This is a genomic window from Morganella sp. HSTU-ASny43 (assembly GCF_022819185.1).
Lineage (GTDB): Bacteria > Pseudomonadota > Gammaproteobacteria > Enterobacterales > Enterobacteriaceae > Morganella > Morganella morganii.
The window spans coordinates 82433-103785 of sequence record NZ_WSPG01000010.1 but is presented as its reverse complement, the minus strand read 5'-3'; the positions used below and the strand labels follow the sequence as shown (position 1 = coordinate 103785).

Here is a 21353-nt window from a genome sequence, read left to right as displayed (position 1 = left end):
ATGATTATTGATAGCGCGGCTTTTACGCCGGTCAGTGCGGCACTGGGCGGACTGATGATCGGCATTGCGGTTGCTGTACTGTTACTGTTTAACGGGCGGATTGCCGGGATCAGCGGGATCTTCGCCAATATGTTCACAAAGCAGAGCGGCTGGCGGATAGCGTTTATTGCCGGGCTGGCAGGGGCACCGTGGGTTTACAGGTTGTTTGCCGGTCAGCCGGATGTGGTGATCGCTGCGGATTATCCGCTGCTGATTGCGGCCGGTCTGCTGGTCGGTTTCGGCACGCGGCTGGGTAACGGCTGTACCAGCGGACACGGTATCTGCGGTATGGCGCGGTTATCAAAACGATCATTTGCTGCCGTGGCGGTGTTTATGGTCAGTGCTTTTCTGACTGTCTGGCTGATGAAATAAGGATACGCTATGCCTGTTATCACTGCATTAATCAGCGGGATTTTGTTCGGCCTCGGTTTGCTGGTGGCCGGGATGGGTAATCCGCAGAAAATTCTGGCGTTTCTGGATATTACCGGCAACTGGGATCCTTCTCTGCTGATCACCATGGCGGTGGCGATGGCGGTCAGTATGGTTGCCTTTACGGTGGCTAAAAAACGTAAAAAGACCGTATGCGGCACGCCGCTTGAGTTACCGGCGAACAGTAAAATTGATAAACGGCTGCTGACCGGCGCACTGCTGTTTGGTATCGGCTGGGGGCTGGCGGGGATCTGCCCGGGACCGGGGATTGTTTTATCCGGGATGCTCAGTATCAAAGGGCTGGTATTTACTGCGTCAATGATTGCCGGGATGGTGATTTTTGCACTGTATTCATCACGGCAGTGCAGTAAATCATAATGTATTTACGGATTCAGAACATAAAAAAACCGGCTGAAAAGCCGGTTTTTTGTGCCTGTTAATATAACAGGGAATTATTTCAGACCAGCGGCTTCGCGCAGCTGCTCTGCTTTGTCGGTTTTTTCCCACGGGAACTGAGGACGCCCGAAGTGACCGTATGCTGCGGTTTCCTGATAAATCGGGTGCAGCAGATCCAGCATCTGAATCAGACCGTACGGACGCAGGTCGAAGAACTCGCGCACCAGCAGCGTCAGTTGCTGGTTGGAAACTTTACCGGTACCGAAGGTTTCTACCATAATGGACGTCGGCTCTGCCACGCCAATTGCGTAGGAGACCTGGATTTCACAGCGGTCAGCAAGACCGGCAGCGACAATATTTTTTGCCACATAACGGGCCGCATAGGCTGCGGAACGGTCAACTTTTGACGGATCCTTACCGGAGAATGCGCCGCCGCCGTGACGTGCCATGCCGCCGTAGGTATCGACGATGATTTTACGGCCGGTCAGACCGCAGTCACCCATTGGTCCGCCGATAACAAAACGGCCGGTCGGGTTGATGAAATATTTGGTGGTCGGATCCAGCCACTCAACCGGCAGAACCGGTTTGATGATCTCTTCCATCACCGCTTCATGCAGATCTTTCTGTGAGATATCTTCAGAATGCTGGGTTGACAGCACAACCGCATCAATCCCGGCGATTTTGTTGTCATCGTAACGGAAGGTGATCTGGCTTTTCGCATCCGGACGCAGCCACGGCAGCGTACCGCTTTTACGTACCTGAGCCTGACGCTCGACCAGACGGTGAGCATAGGTGATTGGTGCCGGCATCAGCACGTCAGTTTCGTTTGAGGCATAACCAAACATCAGACCCTGGTCACCGGCACCCTGCTCAAGCGGGTCAGCGCGGTCAACGCCCTGGTTGATGTCGGCAGATTGTTTGCCGATAGCACTGATTACCGCACAGGAATCAGCATCGAAGCCCATGGATGAGCTGGTATAGCCAATCTCACGGACAGTACGGCGCGTGATTTCCTCAATATCAACCCATGCCCTGGTGGTGATTTCACCGCCGACCAGAACCATACCGGTTTTGACATAGGTTTCGCAGGCAACACGCGCTTTGGGATCTTGTTCTAAAATCGCATCAAGGACTGCATCCGAAATTTGGTCGGCAATTTTATCCGGGTGTCCTTCAGATACGGACTCAGAAGTGAAAAGATGTGTAGTCATTATTTTTCTCTACCTTAAGTGAAGTGAACTTTCGGTACATTGATGGATGTATTAACTTCTAGACGGCTATTCTAATGTATAATCGGCAGTGGTTCCAGAAATTTTATAGTGCCTCCGGTTTTTCCGCTGGTTTTTTTCACTTTTCAGAATGTGTTACGTGACTGTTTTTATTTTTTACACTTATCCGTCATTTTGATTTTGCATTTTTGTGTCATAACCGGTATAAACTGCGGCCAGTAGCTGTGAATTTTTCTTCAGTTATAAACGGCAGAAACTCAGGTTTTCTGTATGATTCAGGCGGGGGTTACGGTGTGTAATCCTGTGTGGGGGTAAATGGGTTAATGAACCATTATCTGCTGCTTGTTGACGTTCAACAGCCACGTGCTTTACAGCATGTGTCCGCGTCTTTTTCTGTTCTCTCTTCCTCTCTGACTGACACGTGCTCTGCACGGTGTTTTCCGTATCCGTTACACTCAAACAGACCGGATAACGCAAGCAGGCGGGTCACTCTGCGGTAAGCCCGTAAATCTGTGTCCGGTTTTTGCCGGATGATGTAATCCATTTTGAATTTTTACTTGTCAACAGGACAGATTTATCCCACGGTGAAGGGGGATAGGCGTATGTCAGCCATACAGGTAAGTTTCACTCCAGAATCAGGAGATGACTAATGAATGATAATATCGCGCTGAAGATGCAGCAGACCTATAACATCGCATACTGGGGCGGCAGCTATTACGGTGTGAATGACCTCGGTCATGTCACCGTCTGCCCGAATCCGGAGATGCCGCAGGCCGCCGTTGATCTGGCTGAGCTGGTTAACCGTGTGCAGAAAGAGCGGGAGCACATCCGTCTGCCTGCATTATTCTGCTTTCCGCAGATTTTGCAGCATCGTCTGCGTTCGATTAATGCCGCGTTCCGCCGTGCCCGCGAATCCTATGGTTACAAAGGTGATTATTTTCTGGTTTACCCGATTAAGGTCAACCAGCAGCGGCGCGTGATTGAAACCCTGGTCAATGCCGGGGAGCCGCTGGGACTGGAAGCCGGTTCCAAAGCAGAGCTGATGGCGGTACTGGCGCACGCCGGTATGACCCGCAGTGTGATCGTCTGCAACGGCTATAAAGACCGCGAGTATATCCGTCTTGCCCTGATGGGCGAGAAACTCGGTCACAAAGTGTATCTTGTGATTGAAAAAATGTCTGAAATCGCCGTGGTGCTTGAAGAAGCCAAAAATCTGGATGTGGTACCGCGCCTGGGCGTGCGGGCGCGTCTGGCGTCTCAGGGATCCGGTAAATGGCAGGCCAGCGGCGGCGAGAAATCCAAGTTCGGTCTGGCGGCCACCCAGGTACTGCAGCTGATTGATATGCTGCGTCAGGCTGACAGCCTGGAGAGCCTGCAGCTGCTGCATTTCCACCTCGGTTCGCAGATGGCGAATATCCGCGATATCGCGACCGGTGTCCGTGAATCCGCCCGTTTTTATGTTGAACTGCATCAGCTGGGTGTCAATATTCAGTGCTTTGATGTCGGCGGCGGCCTCGGGGTGGATTATGAAGGTACCCGTTCGCAGTCTGACTGCTCTGTGAACTACGGGCTGAATGAGTATGCCAATAATGTGATCTGGGCTATCGGCGATGCCTGTGAAGAGCACGGCCTGCCGCACCCGACAGTTATTACCGAATCCGGCCGCGCCCTGACGGCGCACCATACCGTACTGGTATCCAATGTGATCGGTGTGGAGCGCAACGAGTTCTCCCCGGTGGCGGCGCCTGCCGAAGACGCACCGCGTCCGGTTGCCAGCCTGTGGGAAACCTGGGAAGAGATGCAGAGCAAGGGCAATACCCGCTCTCTGCGCGAATGGCTGCACGACAGCCAGCTCGACCTGCATGATATTCACACCCAGTACGCGCAGGGCATGCTGTCCCTGACTGAACGCGCCTGGGCAGAAGGGCTGTATCTGAATATCTGCCGCCGTATCCAGCAGGATCTCGATCCGGGTAACCGCGCACACCGTCCGATTATCGATGAACTGCAGGAACGCATGGCGGATAAATTCTATGTGAATTTCTCGCTGTTCCAGTCACTGCCGGATGCGTGGGGGATTGATCAGCTGTTCCCGGTACTGCCGATTGAAGGGCTGGATAAGCCGCTGGATCGCCGCGCGGTGCTGCTGGATATCACCTGTGACTCCGACGGTATTATCGACCACTATGTGGATGGTGACGGGGTGGCGACCACCATGCCGATGCCATCTTATGACCCGGAAAATCCGCCGATGATGGGCTTTTTCATGATTGGTGCTTACCAGGAAATCCTCGGCAATATGCATAACCTGTTCGGCGATACCGCTGCACTGGATGTGTATGTCGGCGAAAACGGTCAGGTGCGCTATCTGGAAAGTGAAGAGGGCGATTCCGTGGCGGATATGCTTCAGTATGTGAAGCTGGATCCGAAAATTCTGCTCGAACGCTTCCGTGATCAGGTGAAAATCTCTGATCTGGATGAAGAGGAGCAAAAGGCCTTTACCGAAGAGTTCGAGAGCGGCCTGTACGGTTATACCTATTTAGAAGATGAATAATACCCGGCGGGATAATACGTCCGGCTTTGTGTCAGTAAGACATTAATAAAGGAATCATTATGATTAACAGCACATTAGGTAATCAGACCGATAACTCACTGGTCTCTAATGCGTTTGGTTTTCTCCGCCTGCCGCTGAATTTCCAGCCGTACACCAGTGACGCTGACTGGGTGATCACCGGTGTTCCGTTTGATATGGCGACCTCCGGCCGTGCCGGTTCCCGTCACGGACCGGCAGCCATCCGTCAGATTTCAACCAATCTGGCCTGGGAAGGTAACCGCTGGCCGTGGACATTCGATATGCGCGAGCGCCTGAATGTGGTGGATTGCGGTGATCTGGTGTTCGCGTTCGGTGATGCACAGGACATGAGTGATAAGTTACAGGCGCACACAGAAAAAGTGCTGGCGTCCGGTAAAAAATGTCTCTCTTTCGGGGGCGATCACTTTGTGACGCTGCCGCTGCTGCGCGCGCATGCCAAACATTTCGGTAAGATGGCGCTGGTGCATTTCGATGCCCATACCGACACTTACGGCAACGGCAGCAAGTTTGACCACGGCACCATGTTCTATCACGCCCCGAATGAGGGACTGATTGACCCGGCGCATTCCGTGCAGATTGGTATCCGTACCGAGCATGAAACAGATAACGGTTTCACCGTGATCGATGCGGCGCAGGTCAATGACCGCACCGTGGATGATGTGATTGCTCAGGTGAAAGCGATTGTCGGTGATATGCCGGTTTATCTGACCTTCGATATCGACTGTCTGGACCCGGCATTTGCCCCGGGCACCGGCACACCGGTTATCGGCGGGCTGACAACAGATCGTGCGCTGAAACTGCTGCGCGGCCTTCAGCCGCTCAATATCGTCGGCATGGATCTGGTGGAAGTGGCACCGGCGTATGATCAGTCCGATATCACGGCACTGGCCGGCGCAACTATCGCACTGGAAATGCTCTATCTCCAGGCCGCGAAAAAAGGCTGAAACCGGTTTCACCACCGTTAAAACAAAAGACCCGCACTGCGGGTCTTTTTGCATTTCAGTGAAATTATTTTTTCTTCGCGTATTTCAGTGAATCCAGCGCGACGGCAAAAATAATGATGCTGCCCTTGATAATATACTGCCAGTACGGGTTGATGCCGATATAGGTCAGGCCGTAGTTTATCAGGGTAAAAATCAGCACCCCGGTCACCACACCCAGCACAGTCCCGACCCCGCCGGAGAAGGACACGCCGCCCACCACACAGGCCGCGATGGCATCCAGCTCATACATAAAGCCGAGGTTGTTGGTTGCACTGCCGATACGTCCGGCTTCCAGCAACCCGCCGAAGGCATAGAACACGCCGGATAAGGCGTAAATCATAATCAGGTTCAGGCCGACATTCACGCCGGACACTTTAGCCGCTTCCGGGTTACCGCCGATGGCAAAAATGTTTTTGCCGAAGCGGGTTTTATTCCACAGGATCCAGACAAAAAAGACGGCTATCGCGGCATAGAACGTAATATATGACAGCTTAAAATCACCGAAACGGATAAATCCCTGGGCAAATTCAGAGAATTTCGGATCAAACCCCGCTACCGGTGAAGCACCGACAGAGTCGTAATACAGGGAGTTGATACCGTAGACGATGATCATGGTACCGAGTGTGGTAATAAACGGCGTGACATTGAGATAGGCAATAATCAGGCCGTTAACCAGACCGATAACTGCTCCGACCGCACACACCAGCAGGATCACCATCGGAATAGACCAGGTTTCCATCTGCGGGAAAACTTTGTTCACGTTTTCCATGGATTGCAGCAATGTCGCCGCAATCACCGCCGCCAGCCCGACCTGGCGCCCGGCGGATAAATCCGTACCCTGGGTGACAATCAGCCCCGCGACACCCAGCGCGATAATAATCCGCACCGAGGATTGGGTGAGGATATTACTCAGGTTCATCAGGCTGAGGAATGTCGGATCCTGAATGATAATAATCGCCAGTAAGACCAGCAGAACCACATAAATCCCCCCGTCCTTCAGATAGGACAGGAAGCTTTTTTTATTTAATGCTGCGCTCATTGTTAATATCCTTAAAGGTGAAGGGAGGCGAGACGTAGAATCTCACTCTGCGAGGTGTCCCGGGTGTTGACGATACCGGCGACCTCACCGTTGCTCATCACCAGAATCCGGTCTGTGATCCCCAGCAGTTCCGGCATTTCGGAGGAAACGATAATGATCCCTTTTCCTTTTTTGGCCAGTTCAGTAATCAGCTGATAAATCTCAAATTTTGCCCCGACATCAATACCCCGCGTCGGTTCATCCAGCATTAACACTTCCGGTTGTGTCAGCAGCCAGCGGCCGATAATTACCTTCTGCTGATTTCCGCCGGACAGCGAGCCTATCTGGGTGTGATGGCCGGGGGTTTTCACCCGCATGGCATCAATCACCCACTGGGTATCACTTTTCATTTTGCTGTTATCCAGCAGACCCAGTTTATTTTTATATTTGCCCATGTTTGAAATCAGCGAGTTAAAGCTGATATTTAACCAGGCATAGATTCCCGTGGCGCGGCGCTCTTCGGTGACCAGTGCGAAACCGTGATTAATGGCTTCATTCGCACTGTTGTTCTTAATGGTTTTCCCCCTCAGCGTGATGGTGCCGGAGGATTTCTCGCGGATCCCGAACAGGGTTTCGAGAATATCCGTCCGCTTGGCACCGACCAGACCGGCGATACCGAGGATTTCCCCCTGATGCAGATCGAAACTGATATCGCGGATAGACGGCTGGCGCAGAGACGTCAGGTTTCTGACTTCCAGCATGACATCTCCCGGCGTGCTCTGTTTTTCCGGGAAACGCTGGCTGAGTGTGCGCCCGACCATGGCGGCAATAATATTATCCATCGTCAGCCCTTCGAGGGGCTGTGTGGAGATCCACTGGCCGTCACGCAGAATGGTTATCTCATCACAGAGACGGAAAATTTCTTCCATTTTGTGGGAGATATAGACGATGCCGCAGCCGCGATCTTTCAGCTTGCGGATAATGGTAAACAGATGATTGACTTCTTTTTCGGTCAGGGAGGAGGTCGGCTCATCCATGATCACAATTTTTGCGTTATAGGAAAACGCCTTGGCGATTTCGATCATCTGCATTTGCGAGACGGACAGATTGCGGACTTTTTCCCGCGGATCGATATCGATATCCAGCTCATCAAAGATGGCCTGGGTGTCTTTCAGCATCTTGTTCTGATCGACAAAAAAACCTTTGGCGGGATACCGTCCCAGCCACATGTTGTCCATCACCGAGCGCTGAAGCACCAGGTTCAGCTCCTGATGCACCATGGACACGCCGTGTTCCAGTGCCTCTTTTGAGCCTTTAAAATCGATTTCCTGTCCCTGAAACAGGATGCTGCCGCTGTCTTTTTTATAAATCCCGAAAAGGCATTTTAATAATGTGGATTTACCGGCACCGTTTTCGCCCATCAGGGCATGAACGGAGTGCGGTCGTACCCGTAAATTGACATTATCGAGTGCCTTAACGCCGGGAAATGATTTATTGATATGCATCATTTCCAGCAGATATTCGCCTGAGCTGTCGGCCATACATACACCTGGCTAATGTTATCGTTCCGGACACGCCCGCAGCACGGATGCTGCGGGCGGAAAGAATCACTGCTTATTTTATAAACTGTGACAGGTTCTCTTTATCCACGCCGACATACGGCACACGGATAACATTGTTCTCAATTTTGTAGTTTGTGCCTTCCGCTGCCGGTTTGCCTTCCGCCAGGTTTTTGGTGATAGCCATGGTGGCTTTCGCCTGGTTTTCCGCGTCATTCAGCACCGTACCGGCCATTGCCCCGGATTTCACCATGGAGAGGGCTTCCGGCAGGGCATCCACACCAAAGACCGGGATATTGGTTTTGTTGTGTGCTTTCAGGGCTTCAACCGCACCCATTGCCATCGCGTCATTGTTGGCAATGACCACTTCGATTTTGTCTGCATTCGGGCCGGAAAGCCATGCATCCATTTTATCTTTGGCCTGTGCGGTATCCCACATTGCGGTATCGAGCTGAAGCTGCTCTGTCGGGATGCCTTTCTCATTCAGGGTTTTGACCGAATAGGTGGTACGGGCTTCCGCATCCGGGTGACCCGGCTCACCTTTAATCAGCACATACTGAATTTTGCCGTCTTTGTTCAGATCCCACGCCGGGTTGGCTGCCCAGTGTTTGGCAATCAGCTCACCCTGGATAACCCCGGATTCTTTGGAGTCGGTACCGACAAACCAGGCTTTGTCGTAGCTGTCGAGGGCTTTGCGGGAAGGCTCTTTGTTGAAGAACACCACCGGAATATCATTGGATTTTGCTTTGTCGATGATCACCGGGGCGGCGGCAGGGTCAACCAGGTTGATCGCCAGTACTTTAACGCCCTTGGCCAGTAACACATCAATCTGATCATTCTGTTTGGACTGGTCGTTTTGTGAATCATTCATCAGAAGGGTGATTTCCGGTGAATTTTTTGCATCTTTTTCAAGGGCTTTACGAACGATAGACATAAAGTTGTCATCGTATTTGTAGATGGTCACACCAATACGGGTATCAGCCTGTGCCTGTGCCGCAGCACCAAACAGCATGGCGGCGGCAACGCCTGCCAGGACAAAATGCTTCTTCATTCTCTGCCTCCGGGTCGGGGGATAGGGTACAGTTTTTATTTATGACGCCACCTGTTATTCAGAGGAAAGGCAGGGGCGGTGTTTATCATTCTTCCGGCAAATGATAATAATAATTTATAAATAAAACGGCATGCCGGTAAGAAGATGGCAGAACCTGGGACATGACGATAACGTCAGGAAACGCCCGGATCATAAAATGAGAGTTGTTATCCGTCTGTGAATAGACTCACAGATTGAAAACGTTTACATAGAGAAATATCACCGGTAGGCAGAAGAGTGACGGATAACCAGGGTTGGCATAAACACATGGGGCTCCGGCGGCGGCAAGGTTCCGGCGGCGCCCGCTAAGGCAAGTTCTGTCGCCAGCATGGCCATGGAGACCACCGGGTAGCGTACTGTGGTCAGCTTCGGAGTGGTGAAACGGGCGGCGGGAATATCATCAAAGCCGATCAGGGAAAACTGCTGCGGCACGCGGATACCGTTTTCATTCAGCACCGACATAGCGCCGGCCGCCATGGCATCGTTATAGGCAAACACAGCGGAGAGTGCCTGATTACGGCTCAGCAGCTCTATCATGGCGGCCTCACCGCCGTCAGAATCCGGCGAACCGGCGGCATACCAGGCTGCACCAGTTGTCAGTCCGGCGGCTTTCATGGCACGGGTATAACCCTGATAACGCAGGGTATTATCTTCTATCTCATGGGTGGAGCCGAGATAACCAATGCGCTGATGCCCCTGAGAGATCAGCAGACGGGTCGCCATTTCCCCGCCGGACAGGTTATCCAGCCCGACACAGCGGTGCTCAAAACCGGGAATAACGCGGTTAATAACGGTCATGCCGGGCACCTGACGGAGAAAATCACTCAGTTCCGCATCACTGAGCGCTTTGGAATGCACCACCAGTGCGTTGCAGCGCTGGCGGATCAGAACCTCTATCGCATGGCGCTCCTGTTCGGCCTGATGGTAGCCGTTGCCGATCAGCACATGCTTGCTGTGCTGCTGGGCGACTGTGTCCACCGCTTTGACCAGCGCGCCGAAAAACGGGTCGGCCACATCCATCACCACCACGCCGAGAATATCACTGCTCTGGCTGGCCAGTGCCTGTGCATTGGCGTTTGGCCGGTAATCCAGCTCAGTCACGGCGTTCATCACCAGTTCCCGGGTCTCTGAGCGGGTGGCCGCCGTATTGTTCAGCACACGGGATACCGTGGCAACGGAGACACCGGCGCGTTTTGCAACATCACGGATAGTTACGGGGTGTATAGATGTCATCAGAAATTACAGGTCAGAGGTAATGAAACATGTTGCCATCTTAACCCGGAGTGCGTGATGACCGTGTGATTCATCTCACAGCAAAAGAAAGCGTTTACATTTATTTTTTCGGATTATCCGCCTGTAACGGGAAGCTGAATCCCTTCACCAGAGTCTGTAACAGCGTTTTGGGTTACATTCACTGAAATTATTAATATATAAATGATACTAATTGTTTTGTTTCCGGCGGGTGGGTTATGCAGGACAGGGAATGTTACGGAATGAGACTCCGATGAATTTTGTTACAGCGATGTGTTGTCACATGGCAGGACAGTTGCTCATTATGTGCTTACCGGCTTGCAACCCGGGTAAAAACGCGTATGTTTTTAAATGAGTATTAATATCATAACGAAATACCTCACTCATAAGGAGCACATCATGGCACTAACGGGTAAAGTGGTTCTGGTTACCGGCGCTGCACAGGGGATTGGTCGTGGTATTGCACTGCGCTTAGCCAAAGAAGGGGCGGATATCGCGCTGGTGGATCTGAAAGAAGAAGGGCTGGCGAAAGTCAAAAAAGAAGTGGAAGCCCTGGGCCGCAAAGCGGCGGTATTCACCGCAGATATCAGTCAGCGCGATCAGGTTTTTGCGGTTGTTGATAAAGCAGAACAAGCATTGGGCGGTTTTGATGTTATCGTCAATAACGCCGGTATTGCACAGGTTAAAGCCATTGAAGATGTGCTGCCGGAGGATATGGATCGTATTTTCCGCATTAACGTCGATGGCACGATGTGGGGAATTCAGGCCGCAGCGGCCAAATTCAAAGCACGCGGACAGAAAGGGAAAATCATTAACGCCTCATCCATTGCCGGACATGATGGTTTTGCCTTACTCGGCGTCTATTCCGCCACTAAATTTGCGGTCCGTGCACTGACACAGGCGGCGGCCAAAGAATTTGCCAGCAGCGGGATCACCGTGAATGCTTACTGTCCGGGGATTGTCGGCACGGATATGTGGGTGGAAATTGATGAGCGTTTCTCTGAAATCACCGGCGCACCGAAAGGGGAAACCTACAAAAAATATGTCGATGGTATTGCGCTGGGCCGCGCCCAGACTCCGGATGACGTGGCGGCACTGGTTGCCTTCCTGGCAAGCGATGACTCGGATTACATCACCGGCCAGGCGATTCTGACCGACGGCGGTATTGTTTACCGCTAACTTATTGCGTTTATATTCACAGACATCCGCCGCATGCTGAATGCGGCGGATTTTTTTATGTATACTGATCCGCAGGATAACGCTGCGGGTGACAGGCATGAAATACGATCTGAATGACCTTTATTATTTTGTGAAAGTGGTAGAATACGGCGGATTTTCCCCGGCGGGTGAGGCGCTGGGTATTCCGAAATCCCGGCTCAGCCGCCGTATTGCTGACCTGGAGCAGAAGCTGAATATTTCACTGATCTACCGCTCCACCCGGCAGTTTCATGTCACTGAGATCGGCCGGACCTTCTACCAGCAGTGTAAAAATGTGATTGATGAGGCGGAGATCGCCGAAGAGATTATCTGCTCGGTACAGGGGCATCCGCGCGGCAGCGTGAAGTTTTCCTGTCCGGTCGCGCTGTTACAGGCTTATCTTCAGGATCTGCTGACAGATTTTATGGTGAAATACCCCGATATTGATGTGCAGATCCTGGCAGTTAACCGTCCGGTGGATGTGATCAGCGAAGGGTTTGATCTCGCACTGCGGGTGCGCTCCCTCCCGCTGGATGATTCCGGGCTGACCATGAAAGTGCTGGGCTATTCGCGGCGTATCCTGGTTGCTTCACCGCTGTTATTTACCGGAAAAGCGGCACCTCAGCATCCGGACGAACTGACAGAATTCCCGATCCTCGCCAACAGCGAACAAAAACAAAACTACACGCTGACACTGACCGGCGAAGACGGCAGCAGCATCACCAAACACCTCACAGCACGCCTCGCCACCACTGATGTCATGACACTGCACCGCGCGGCATGCAAAGGGCTGGGCATTGCCCGTCTGCCGGAAGGTGTGGTTCTCAATGATTTGACTGCCGGACGGCTTGTCCGTGTTCTGCCGGGCTGGCAGTTCCCGCAGGATGTGATCCACGCGGTTTTCCCGTCCCGCAAAGGGCTGTTACCTGCGGTGCAGGCACTGCTGAATTATCTGGCGGAACGTGTGCCGCAGACGGCGGCGTTTTCGGGGACGGGGGAATAGTGAGGCAAATAATCATTCTATTCGCCTCAGTTAGTGAGTAGAATAGCGATGTTATTCTACTCATCGGAGGCAGTATGTGGATATGGGAGCATCATAGCTGGCCCGGATTTACGTATGATTTACCGCAGTTATTGCCGCTGCTGCGGGAGGCTGCTTTTCTTCAGGGTGATTTATACGGCAGTAATAAAGCGCTTGAGCTTGCTGAAGATAAGACACTGGATACGATTCTGGCAAATATTATCTACTCAAGTGATATTGAGGGGGAAAAACCGGATGCCCGTTCTGTCAGATCATCACTGGCTAATCACCTTGGTATTTCTGAGGAGGTCTCTTATCCGGCGGACAAACGTACGGAAGGTCTGGTGGAGTCAGCGCTGGATGCAATCAATAATCCCGGTGAACCGCTTTCTGCGGCTCGCCTTCTGAAATGGCATACCTGGTTATTCCCCGAAAATGACACCCTTTTTAACCGGACAACCGGCGGGTGTTTCCGTTCCGGGGCTGTTCAGGTGGTATCCGGCAGGCTGGATAAACCGGTCATTCATTTTGAGGCCCCTCCGGCGGAACGGGTGGAGTCAGAAATAAACGCATTTATCGCCTGGTTTAATGAAAGCAGAGATAACGCCGGTATTGACCCCGTTTTACGGGCAGGCATTGCCCATTTGTGGTTTCTGACTATTCATCCTTTTGAAGACGGGAATGGCCGGATTGGGCGTCTTATTATGGATCTGGCACTGGCTCAGGCAGAAAACAGCACTGTGCGGTTGTATGCAATGTCACAGACCATCAATGAGCACCGCAAAGAATATTATAATGTGCTGGAGCAGACACAACGGCAGGGAACGGACATTACGCCGTGGCTGGAGTGGTTTGTGAAAATGCTGGTTGTGTCTGTCGGCGCAACGCTGGCGCAAATCAGGCGGACACTGGAAAAAAACAGATACTGGCACCGGTTTGATCAGAACCGGCTGAAACCTGAGCAGGCTAAAGTACTGAACCGGATGCTGGACGGTGATTTTGCTGACGGTATTAATAACCGGCAGTATATGTCAGTAGCAAAAGTCAGCCGCGCCAGTGCAACACGGCATCTGGCTGACTTGGTTGAGTCTGGTTATCTGACGGAAAGTGAAAGTGGCGGGCGCAGCAGCCGCTATTGTCTGAATAAGGGATAATAAGATAATGAGGCAAATAATCACGCTATTCGCCTCATTTTGTGAGGCAAATAACAATCGTATTTGCCTCGTCTGCCTTACTCAGCGGGGATATGTCCGAAACGGCCGCTGTTGAAATCCTCAATGGCTTCGCGGATTTCCTGCTCGCTGTTCATCACAAACGGGCCGTAACCGACAACCGGCTCATCAATCGGCTCGCCGCTGAGGAACAGGACAACCGCATCTTCGGTGGCTTCCAGCAGAATGGTGCTGTCAGTGCCGTCCAGGATCATCAGCTCGCCGGTGTGCAGTGGTGCGCGGCTGTCGACATAAATACTGCCGTGCAGAACGATCAGTCCGGCGTTGCGGCTGGCTTTTGCCGCCAGTCCGGTGACTTTTCCGGCTTTCAGGCGCAGATCCCACACATCCATTTCCGTGAAGGTCCGGGCCGGACCGCGTGCTCCGGCATATTCTCCGGCGATCACCCGTAATGTCCCGGCGTCATTCGGCAGTGCCACTGCCGGAATGGCGTTATTTCCCAGTAACTGATAACCCGGTGCGGCGGATTTTGCGGAAGCAGGCAGATTCACCCACAACTGCACCATATCCAGCGTGCCGCCTTCCCGCATAAAGCGGTCAGAATGGTATTCCTGATGCAGAATACCGGATGCCGCAGTCATCCACTGCACATCACCTTTACCGATCACGCCGCCCTGACCGGTGGAGTCATGGTGAGCCACCTCGCCGTCATAGACGATAGTTACGGTTTCAAAGCCGCGGTGCGGGTGCTCACCAACTCCCCGGTTGGCGCCTTCTGATGGCGGGAAATCCGCAGGACCGGCACGGTCGAGCAGAATAAACGGGTTCAGATGTTTGCCGTGATTGCTGTAGGAAAACATCTGGCTGACCGGAAATCCGTCGCCGACCCAATGGCCTTTCGGTGCGCGGTAGGTGCCGATAATGTTTCTCATGATGTCTCTCCTGATAATTATGTATAAACAGATAATAAGGGCGCGAACTATCAAGGAGTAGTCATGAAAACGGGTTTCACTGTTGCAGAAACAGAACAGTCAGCCCCGGGTTATCCGGTGTGTAATGATTCCCGGCACCACTGAGCCAGCCGGGCGATCGCATCCTCCACGTCCTTATCACAGCCGAACCCGGCGTTGAGCCGGAAACAGCGGTCATAGCGGTTGTCGGTGGCAAAGATATGGCCCGGCGCAATGCCGATCCCCTCCGCCCGTGCATTGAGAAACAGCTCCCGCACATTCAGGCTGCCTTCCGGCATGGTGACCCACAGAACATAACCGCCTTCCGGTTCGGTCACGGTGGTGCCCGGCGGAAATTCCCGCAGCACAACACGGCGGATGTTCTGCACCTGTGCCGCCAGTTCACGGCGCAGGCGGCGCAGATGAGCATCATAGCCACCGTTGCTCAGCAGTTCGCTGATAGCTGCCTGCGGCAGGACCTGAGAGCCCATCGAGGAGGTGTATTTGAGGGAGGTGATTTTGCGCATGTAATGCTGACTGTGAACCCAGCCGATACGCACGCCGGGTGCGATGGTTTTGGAAAATCCGCTGCACAGAATGACATTGTGACTGAATGCCCGCATCGGGAACGGGCGCTGCCCGCCGAATGCGGCATCACCGAAAGTATCATCCTCAATAATGATCACACCGTTTTCATCCGCCTGACGGGTTATCTCCGCTTTGACTTCATCCGGAATCGTTTTGCCCAGCGGATTATTGACGTTGGCGAGTGTCACAAAAGCTTTTACCGCTTTGCGGCGGAACAGGGCGGTGAGTTTATCGCAATCGACATAACCGTTTTCACAGGCATCCACTTCGGTCAGCCGCAGATTGAGATTACGCAGCATCTGCAGCAGTACAAAGTAACAGGGGGATTCCACTGCCACCGCATCCCCGGGGCTGAGCGTGGCGCGCAGTGCCAGTGATAAGGCTTCAATACAGCCGTTGGTGATAAGCAGGGTTTCCGGTGTGATATGGCAACCGTAACTGACTGCACGGCGGGCAATTTCCTCTTTCAGCGGTGCATAGCCGGTGCCTTTGACCGAATCCCCCAGCAGGAACGGCTTGCTGTAACTGAGCTGACGCATGATAAGACTCAGTTTTCTGACCGGATAGAGTTCCCGCCGCCCGTTAGCCAGATCGAGCCGGACACGGCACTCTTCGCCGACCATCGACATATGCAGTTCCGTCTGTTCATCCAGCGGGGCAAAATCGGCGGTGTGTGTCTCTGTACTGCGGCTTTCCGCAGCGGCAGGCTGAACCGGGGCGACAAAAAAGCCGGATTTCGGCCGCGCCACCGCAACATGCTCATCTTCCAGCGTGCGCAGCACTTTCAGGGCGGTGGTCAGGCTGACATTGTACTGTGCGGCCAGAACACGGACGGACGGCAGACGGCTGTCCGGCGGTAAAACGCCCTCGCGGACAGCCTGTTTTATCTGATCGGCCATCTGCCGGTAGCGCGGAAGCTGTACCATCTGTTCTGCCTCATTCTTACGGGTTCTGTGTGTTTCTGTAAGAGTACGTTGAGAGTAAATTATGACGCAAGAGTTTCTCCGGCTGACTGTGAGGTTTATATGACAACATTTGACAAAATCACCCGTTTACTGGATTCACGGGCGGTTTCCTTTGAGGTGATCGAACATCCGGCGGAAGGCCGTTCTGATGCGATAAGTAAAATCAGGGGAAATAAACTGAGCCAGGCGGCGAAAGCGATGGTCTTACAGGTTACCGGCAGCACACCGGACATCCGCTATGTGCTGGCGATTGTGCCGGGAGACTGCAAAGTCAATTTTAAAAATGCCGCGAAACTGGCGGGCGGGAAGAAAGCCTCATTTGCCGCGCCGGAAACGGCACAGGCACTGACCGGCTGCCCGATGGGTGCGGTCCCGCCGTTCAGCTTTAATGACGAACTGACGCTGTATGTTGATAAGCGTCTGACCGGTGCCGGACGGGTATTTTTTAATGCCGGTGAACTGGTGAGATCGGTGTCTCTGGCAGCGGATGACTATTTCAGTGTGATCGGTCATGATCGCATTGCGGATATTGCGGTACCTCCCGCCGCAGAATAACAATGATAACGGAGAATAACGATGGAATATTGTGTTGCTGAACTGACGGATATGGATCAGGTAAAAGCCTTATTAAAACGTTATCATCTGACCACCATCAGTGATGAAGACAAGCCGGACGGTTTTGTCACCACACAGATGAGTGATGAACAGATGACGGATCTGATTGAAAACGAGCAGGGATTATTTGTCGCCAAACAGGACGGAAAGGTGGTGGCGTTTGTGATGGCGGCATCCTGGCAGTACTGGTCACCGTGGCCGCTGTTTGCCCATATGATTGATAAACTGGGTGATTATGAGTTTGCCGGTCAGACGCTGACCACAGAGAACTCGTATCAGTACGGCCCGGTCTGTATTGATGCATCACTGCGCGGGCAGGGCGTGCTGGAAGGGCTGTTTGCTTTTGCGCTGGAAAAAATGTCGCAGCGGTTTGATATCCTGGTGACCTTTATCAACAAGGTTAACCCGCGCTCTTATGCAGCCCACACCCGCAAGCTCGGGCTGACGGTGCTGGATGAGTTCGGATTCAATAATAACCATTATTACTGGCTGGTCTGCGAAACCCGCTGAACAGTCCGGAAAAATAAGAAACCCGCCGCAGCCGCTGAATAATCAGGGCTGCGGCGGGTTTTTCAGAGATGATTACACTAATTCTTTCACGTCGAAGTTAACTTCGCCGCTTAAATCAGCATCATAATCAACGCCGTCCAGACCAAAGCCGAATAAACGGAGGAACTCCGCTTTATAGCCCTGATAGTCGGTTAAGTCGTTGATATTATCATCTGTCAGCTGCTGCCAGATTTCACGGCAGGTGTTCTGCACATCATCGCGTAATTCCCAGTCATCCAGGCGCAGACGCTGTTTTTCATCGGTTTCCGGCGCAGAACCGTTAAACAGTTTAGTAGCAAATAAGCGCTGAGTCTGTTCAATACAACCTTCGTGAATACCTTTCTCTTTCATGATCTTAAACACGATAGAGATATATAACGGCATAACAGGAATAGCGGAAGAGGCCTGAGTCACGACAGATTTCAGAACGGCAACATACGCTGCGCCGCCTTTGGCCTGCAGTTTCTGATTGATCGCTGCTGCTGCGCGATCCAAATCTTCTTTTGCTTTGCCCAGCGTACCGTGCCAGTAAATCGGCCATGTTAAATCGGTACCGATATAGGAGTAGGCAACAGACTGTGCATTATCCGCCAGAACACCGGCTTCCTCTAATGCATTCATCCACAGTTCCCAGTCCTGGCCGCCCATGACTTTAACGGTGTCTGCGATTTCCTGCTCATTGGCCGGTTCAACAACAGCTTCGATCAGCACGTCTTTGTTGGTATCGAGCGCGACAGATTTGTACGGTTCGCCGATAGGTTTCAGGGCGGAACGGACAATTTCACCGGTTTCCGGCATTTTGCGGACCGGAGATGCCAGAGAATAAACAACCAGATCGATCTGACCCAGATCCTGTTTAATTAAATCAATAACGTTCTGACGGCATTCATCAGAGAAGGCATCACCGTTAATGCTTTTTGCATACAGGCCTTCTTCTTTGGCGGCTTTATCAAAAGCGGCTGCGTTGTACCAGCCGGCAGAACCGGTTTTGTTTTCACTGCCCGGCTTTTCAAAAAATACACCGATAGTCGCTGCACCGCTGCCGAAAGCGGCATTGATACGGGAAGCCAGACCGTAACCGGTGGATGCACCAATCACCAGAACCTTTTTAGGCCCGTTTTTCAGTTCGCCGCAGGATTTCACACGGGCGATTTGCTCACGAACATGGGCTTCACAGCCCGCCGGGTGAGCAGTAGTGCAGATAAAACCACGAATTTTAGGTTTGATAATCATAGTTATTTTTTCTTGGTAGCCAACAATCAGGGGGTAATATACCTGATCTTCTCAGTTTACTTAAGACAATGCAGCGATAAACCCGCAGAGCAGACCAGTTAATTCCCGCTTTGTTATCCGGAATGCGGTGTATTTTATTATTGTGACGGACTGATCCATTTTCTGCCGGATAGCCTCCGGTATTTCCGCTATGATAGCCGTCATCATAACGGACAACCCGTCAGCGGAGTTACTGTGGCATTTGACATTTTCCGGAATATCCTGCATTACGGCTGCCATTTTCTGGTGCCGGTTCTGTTTGCCCGGCTGTTCTGGCGGCAGCACTGGAAAGCGGCGGCGATGATTATGATTGCCACTATGGTGATGGATGCGGATCACCTGCTGGCAGATCCTGTCTTTGACCCGGACAGATGCAGTGTCGGTTTTCATCCGCTGCATACTGTGTGGGCGGCGATTGTGTATCTTATTCTGCTGCTGATCCCGTCATGGAAAGTACGGGCAGTGGCAGTCGGCTGCCTGTTCCATTTGTTTACCGACGGGATGGATTGTTACATGGGCAGTCTGAAGCAGGGCACAGAATATGCGGCGGTTCAGGCATTAAAAAACCCGCCGGGGGCGGGTTTTTGTGCGGCTGAGATCATCAGAACGGATTTTTCAGTGCAGGGACCGGGACTTCCGCTCCCGGTAAACTGACTGCCGGGGCTTTGATATCAAGCGTTGGCGCGGAGGTTCCCGGAACGGAGATGCCCACTTCCGGGGCCGTGATTGACGGTGCATCAATATCCACGGACGGCATGGCGGATTCTGCCGCTGACGTTATCTCTTTTTTCACGGATGACATCCGGCTGTTTTCAGCCTGCGGGCGTGCCGGAGGCACTTTCCCGTTACGATCAGAGGAAACCGGTGTGCTTTGTTGTCCCTGCGGGGCGGTTTGTCCGCTCTGTCCCCCGGCGACCAGTTGTGCATCCGGTCTGCGCATCTGACCGTTATCCGGCCTGAACTGTTCCGCACCGGTCTCTTTATTCACCATTGTGCCGTCAGACGGTGCACCGGAAACCATCCCGGGTCACTGTGCGGCTGCCGTTGCGCGACACTTTCGCGGCTCAGCAGGTACGGCTTACAGTGCCTTAATCTATTAGTGTTATCCGAAGCGTGACAGGGATAGAAATAAAAAGCCCGGCAAAGGTGCGCCGGGCAGGAATATGAACATAAAATGTTTATTCGGATAAACTGTCTTTCATTACTTTTTGGAACGTTTCCCATCCGCAATAGCCGTTTTTATCAACCGGACAATTTTTCAGTTCCAGTGTGACTTTTTGCGGCGGTGTTTTTAAGGACAGATAACTGTTATTCCGCAGCTGATCAGATGACTGGTAAATATAATCAATCTTCACATAGGATTTATTATCCGCTTTATTTGTCCAGCGCTGGAACACTAATTTGCCGCCGATTGGCGTATGTTCATACTGTTCCGGCAACTGATACGGTTTAAATTCCAGAGCGGAGAGCAGGGAGGCGATATTGGAATCATGTCCGGCCAGGAAGGTAAATTTCGCTTCACTGCCCGGCGCAGCGGCGGCAAAGTGCTGATTAATATAGTTCAGCAGCGGATGTGCCACGTTTTTCGCGATAATACGCGGGGTAAACAGAGATTCCTGATAGCCGTTTTTCAGGGTATTCAGCGCAGTCCACTGCTCCGGCGTGGTGACTTCGCCCCAGGCGACCTGGTCTGCCGGGAAACCTTCATAATATTGCAGGTCGATGGCATCCACCGCAGAGTTTGCCATTTTCAGCGGGCCTTTCACGCCCGGCTCTTTGCCGGCTTCAATAATAAAGCTGTTTTTGCCGTCGGCCAGTGAACAGAGTTTGTTGGTTTTGCACTGTTCTGAGTCTTTGATATTCAGCACCTTATTCAGTGCCTGATAACCCGGTGTCAGATCCAGCCCTTTATAATGACTCTCCATTGCAGCGAGGGCAGTCTGTTTAAACTCTGCGCTGTCATTGGTGATGATCGGGTTAAACACCGGATCCATGGTGCCGATTTCCGGCTGGTGGTTCACGGTGACGGTACAGCCCGGGAAAGCACCGGCGGTAAAGAACTGCGCGGTGGCAATCGTGCGCTGAAGGCTGTTGGCGTAGACATTCAGCTCTTTTTCACCGGTCGGGCACAGGGTGTCCGGCAGCAGTTTGTTCTCATCCAGCCACTCGCGGAAATAGTGGCCCATATAGACTTCCAGTGCGCCGCCTTTGGTGGTCAGATAACCGCTCTGCGCATCCCACGCAGGCCAGGTTTTATCGGTGATTTCGGTCAGAATACCGGTATTCACAATCGGCGTGCGCAGGTTGTGGCGGCTCATCACCAGAACCTGTTCCAGTGTCATATCAGCGGAGGATGTATCAGCAAAAGCGGGCAGGGCGGGAGTCAGTAATGCGGCTGCAAGTGAAAGCGTCAGTAAGGTTTTTTTCATCCGGAACA

20 protein-coding genes are annotated in these 21353 nt (G+C 52.6%); 10 read left to right on the top strand and 10 right to left on the bottom strand.

Annotation, left to right across the window (positions count from 1 at the left end; translation table 11 throughout):
• A complete protein-coding gene (locus tag GN208_RS07595) occupies positions 1-411 on the top strand; it encodes a YeeE/YedE thiosulfate transporter family protein (RefSeq protein ID WP_004237765.1) in 411 nt (136 codons plus the stop codon).
• Between the two features lie 9 nt (positions 412-420).
• Entirely contained in the window at positions 421-846 is a 426-nt protein-coding gene (locus GN208_RS07590; protein WP_004237767.1) for a DUF6691 family protein, read from the top strand.
• Between the two features lie 74 nt (positions 847-920).
• On the opposite strand, the gene metK is transcribed toward GN208_RS07590, so the two are convergent.
• Entirely contained in the window at positions 921-2075 is a 1155-nt protein-coding gene (gene metK / locus GN208_RS07585; protein WP_004237769.1) for a methionine adenosyltransferase, read from the bottom strand.
• Positions 2076-2742: 667 nt separating this feature from the next.
• Between metK and speA the strand changes: the two genes are divergently transcribed.
• Together speA and speB are read left to right on the top strand one after the other, a co-directional pair.
• Entirely contained in the window at positions 2743-4647 is a 1905-nt protein-coding gene (gene speA, locus GN208_RS07580; RefSeq protein ID WP_004237771.1) for a biosynthetic arginine decarboxylase, read from the top strand.
• A gap of 59 nt (positions 4648-4706) precedes the next feature.
• On the top strand, positions 4707-5630 hold the full coding sequence (gene speB, locus GN208_RS07575) for an agmatinase (protein ID WP_004237772.1): 924 nt from the start codon (positions 4707-4709) through the stop codon (positions 5628-5630).
• A gap of 64 nt (positions 5631-5694) precedes the next feature.
• Here speB and mglC read toward each other — a convergent pair whose 3' ends face one another.
• From mglC to galS, 4 genes are all read right to left on the bottom strand, one after another.
• Complete coding sequence (gene mglC, locus GN208_RS07570; protein WP_004237773.1) at positions 5695-6708, bottom strand: galactose/methyl galactoside ABC transporter permease MglC; 1014 nt, start codon at positions 6706-6708, stop codon at positions 5695-5697.
• An 11-nt stretch (positions 6709-6719) separates the two neighbouring features.
• Complete coding sequence (mglA, locus tag GN208_RS07565; RefSeq protein ID WP_004237775.1) at positions 6720-8228, bottom strand: galactose/methyl galactoside ABC transporter ATP-binding protein MglA; 1509 nt, start codon at positions 8226-8228, stop codon at positions 6720-6722.
• Between the two features lie 73 nt (positions 8229-8301).
• Positions 8302-9297, bottom strand: coding sequence for a galactose/glucose ABC transporter substrate-binding protein MglB (gene mglB / locus GN208_RS07560; protein WP_004237777.1), 996 nt, complete (start codon positions 9295-9297; stop codon positions 8302-8304).
• Between the two features lie 258 nt (positions 9298-9555).
• Positions 9556-10569: an HTH-type transcriptional regulator GalS gene (gene galS / locus GN208_RS07555; RefSeq protein WP_004237778.1), complete on the bottom strand. Its 1014-nt coding sequence runs from the start codon at positions 10567-10569 to the stop codon at positions 9556-9558.
• A 417-nt stretch (positions 10570-10986) separates the two neighbouring features.
• Between galS and GN208_RS07550 the strand changes: the two genes are divergently transcribed.
• From GN208_RS07550 to GN208_RS07540, 3 genes are all read left to right on the top strand, one after another.
• Positions 10987-11766, top strand: coding sequence for an acetoin reductase (locus GN208_RS07550; RefSeq protein WP_004237779.1), 780 nt, complete (start codon positions 10987-10989; stop codon positions 11764-11766).
• A 97-nt stretch (positions 11767-11863) separates the two neighbouring features.
• Positions 11864-12787, top strand: coding sequence for a LysR substrate-binding domain-containing protein (locus GN208_RS07545; protein WP_036416766.1), 924 nt, complete (start codon positions 11864-11866; stop codon positions 12785-12787).
• A 74-nt stretch (positions 12788-12861) separates the two neighbouring features.
• Positions 12862-13959 (top strand): Fic family protein, encoded by a 1098-nt coding sequence (locus GN208_RS07540; protein ID WP_004237781.1) that lies wholly within the window; start codon positions 12862-12864, stop codon positions 13957-13959.
• A 77-nt stretch (positions 13960-14036) separates the two neighbouring features.
• On the opposite strand, the gene GN208_RS07535 is transcribed toward GN208_RS07540, so the two are convergent.
• Positions 14037-14909 carry a pirin family protein gene (locus tag GN208_RS07535; RefSeq protein WP_004237782.1) on the bottom strand — a complete coding sequence of 291 codons (873 nt, stop codon included), beginning with the start codon at positions 14907-14909 and terminating at the stop codon, positions 14037-14039.
• A gap of 110 nt (positions 14910-15019) precedes the next feature.
• Positions 15020-16441: a PLP-dependent aminotransferase family protein gene (locus GN208_RS07530; RefSeq protein ID WP_004237783.1), complete on the bottom strand. Its 1422-nt coding sequence runs from the start codon at positions 16439-16441 to the stop codon at positions 15020-15022.
• A 99-nt stretch (positions 16442-16540) separates the two neighbouring features.
• On the opposite strand from GN208_RS07530, the gene GN208_RS07525 reads away from it, so the two are divergent.
• Complete coding sequence (locus GN208_RS07525; RefSeq protein ID WP_004237785.1) at positions 16541-17035, top strand: YbaK/EbsC family protein; 495 nt, start codon at positions 16541-16543, stop codon at positions 17033-17035.
• A 21-nt stretch (positions 17036-17056) separates the two neighbouring features.
• Positions 17057-17605 carry a GNAT family N-acetyltransferase gene (locus GN208_RS07520; RefSeq protein WP_004237786.1) on the top strand — a complete coding sequence of 183 codons (549 nt, stop codon included), beginning with the start codon at positions 17057-17059 and terminating at the stop codon, positions 17603-17605.
• A gap of 72 nt (positions 17606-17677) precedes the next feature.
• Here the strand turns inward: GN208_RS07520 and fabV are convergent, their stop codons facing one another.
• Entirely contained in the window at positions 17678-18877 is a 1200-nt protein-coding gene (fabV, locus tag GN208_RS07515; protein ID WP_004238434.1) for an enoyl-ACP reductase FabV, read from the bottom strand.
• A gap of 234 nt (positions 18878-19111) precedes the next feature.
• On the opposite strand from fabV, the gene GN208_RS07510 reads away from it, so the two are divergent.
• Positions 19112-19570 (top strand): DUF6122 family protein, encoded by a 459-nt coding sequence (locus GN208_RS07510; protein WP_004242057.1) that lies wholly within the window; start codon positions 19112-19114, stop codon positions 19568-19570.
• On the opposite strand, the gene GN208_RS07505 is transcribed toward GN208_RS07510, so the two are convergent.
• Together GN208_RS07505 and agp are read right to left on the bottom strand one after the other, a co-directional pair.
• Positions 19518-19937, bottom strand: coding sequence for a hypothetical protein (locus GN208_RS07505; RefSeq protein WP_015422922.1), 420 nt, complete (start codon positions 19935-19937; stop codon positions 19518-19520). The two genes, GN208_RS07510 and GN208_RS07505, sit on opposite strands and share 53 nt — an antisense overlap.
• A gap of 157 nt (positions 19938-20094) precedes the next feature.
• Positions 20095-21345, bottom strand: a complete 1251-nt coding sequence (gene agp / locus GN208_RS07500; protein ID WP_015422921.1) for a bifunctional glucose-1-phosphatase/inositol phosphatase — start codon at positions 21343-21345, stop codon at positions 20095-20097.
• Positions 21346-21353 lie beyond the last annotated feature (8 nt).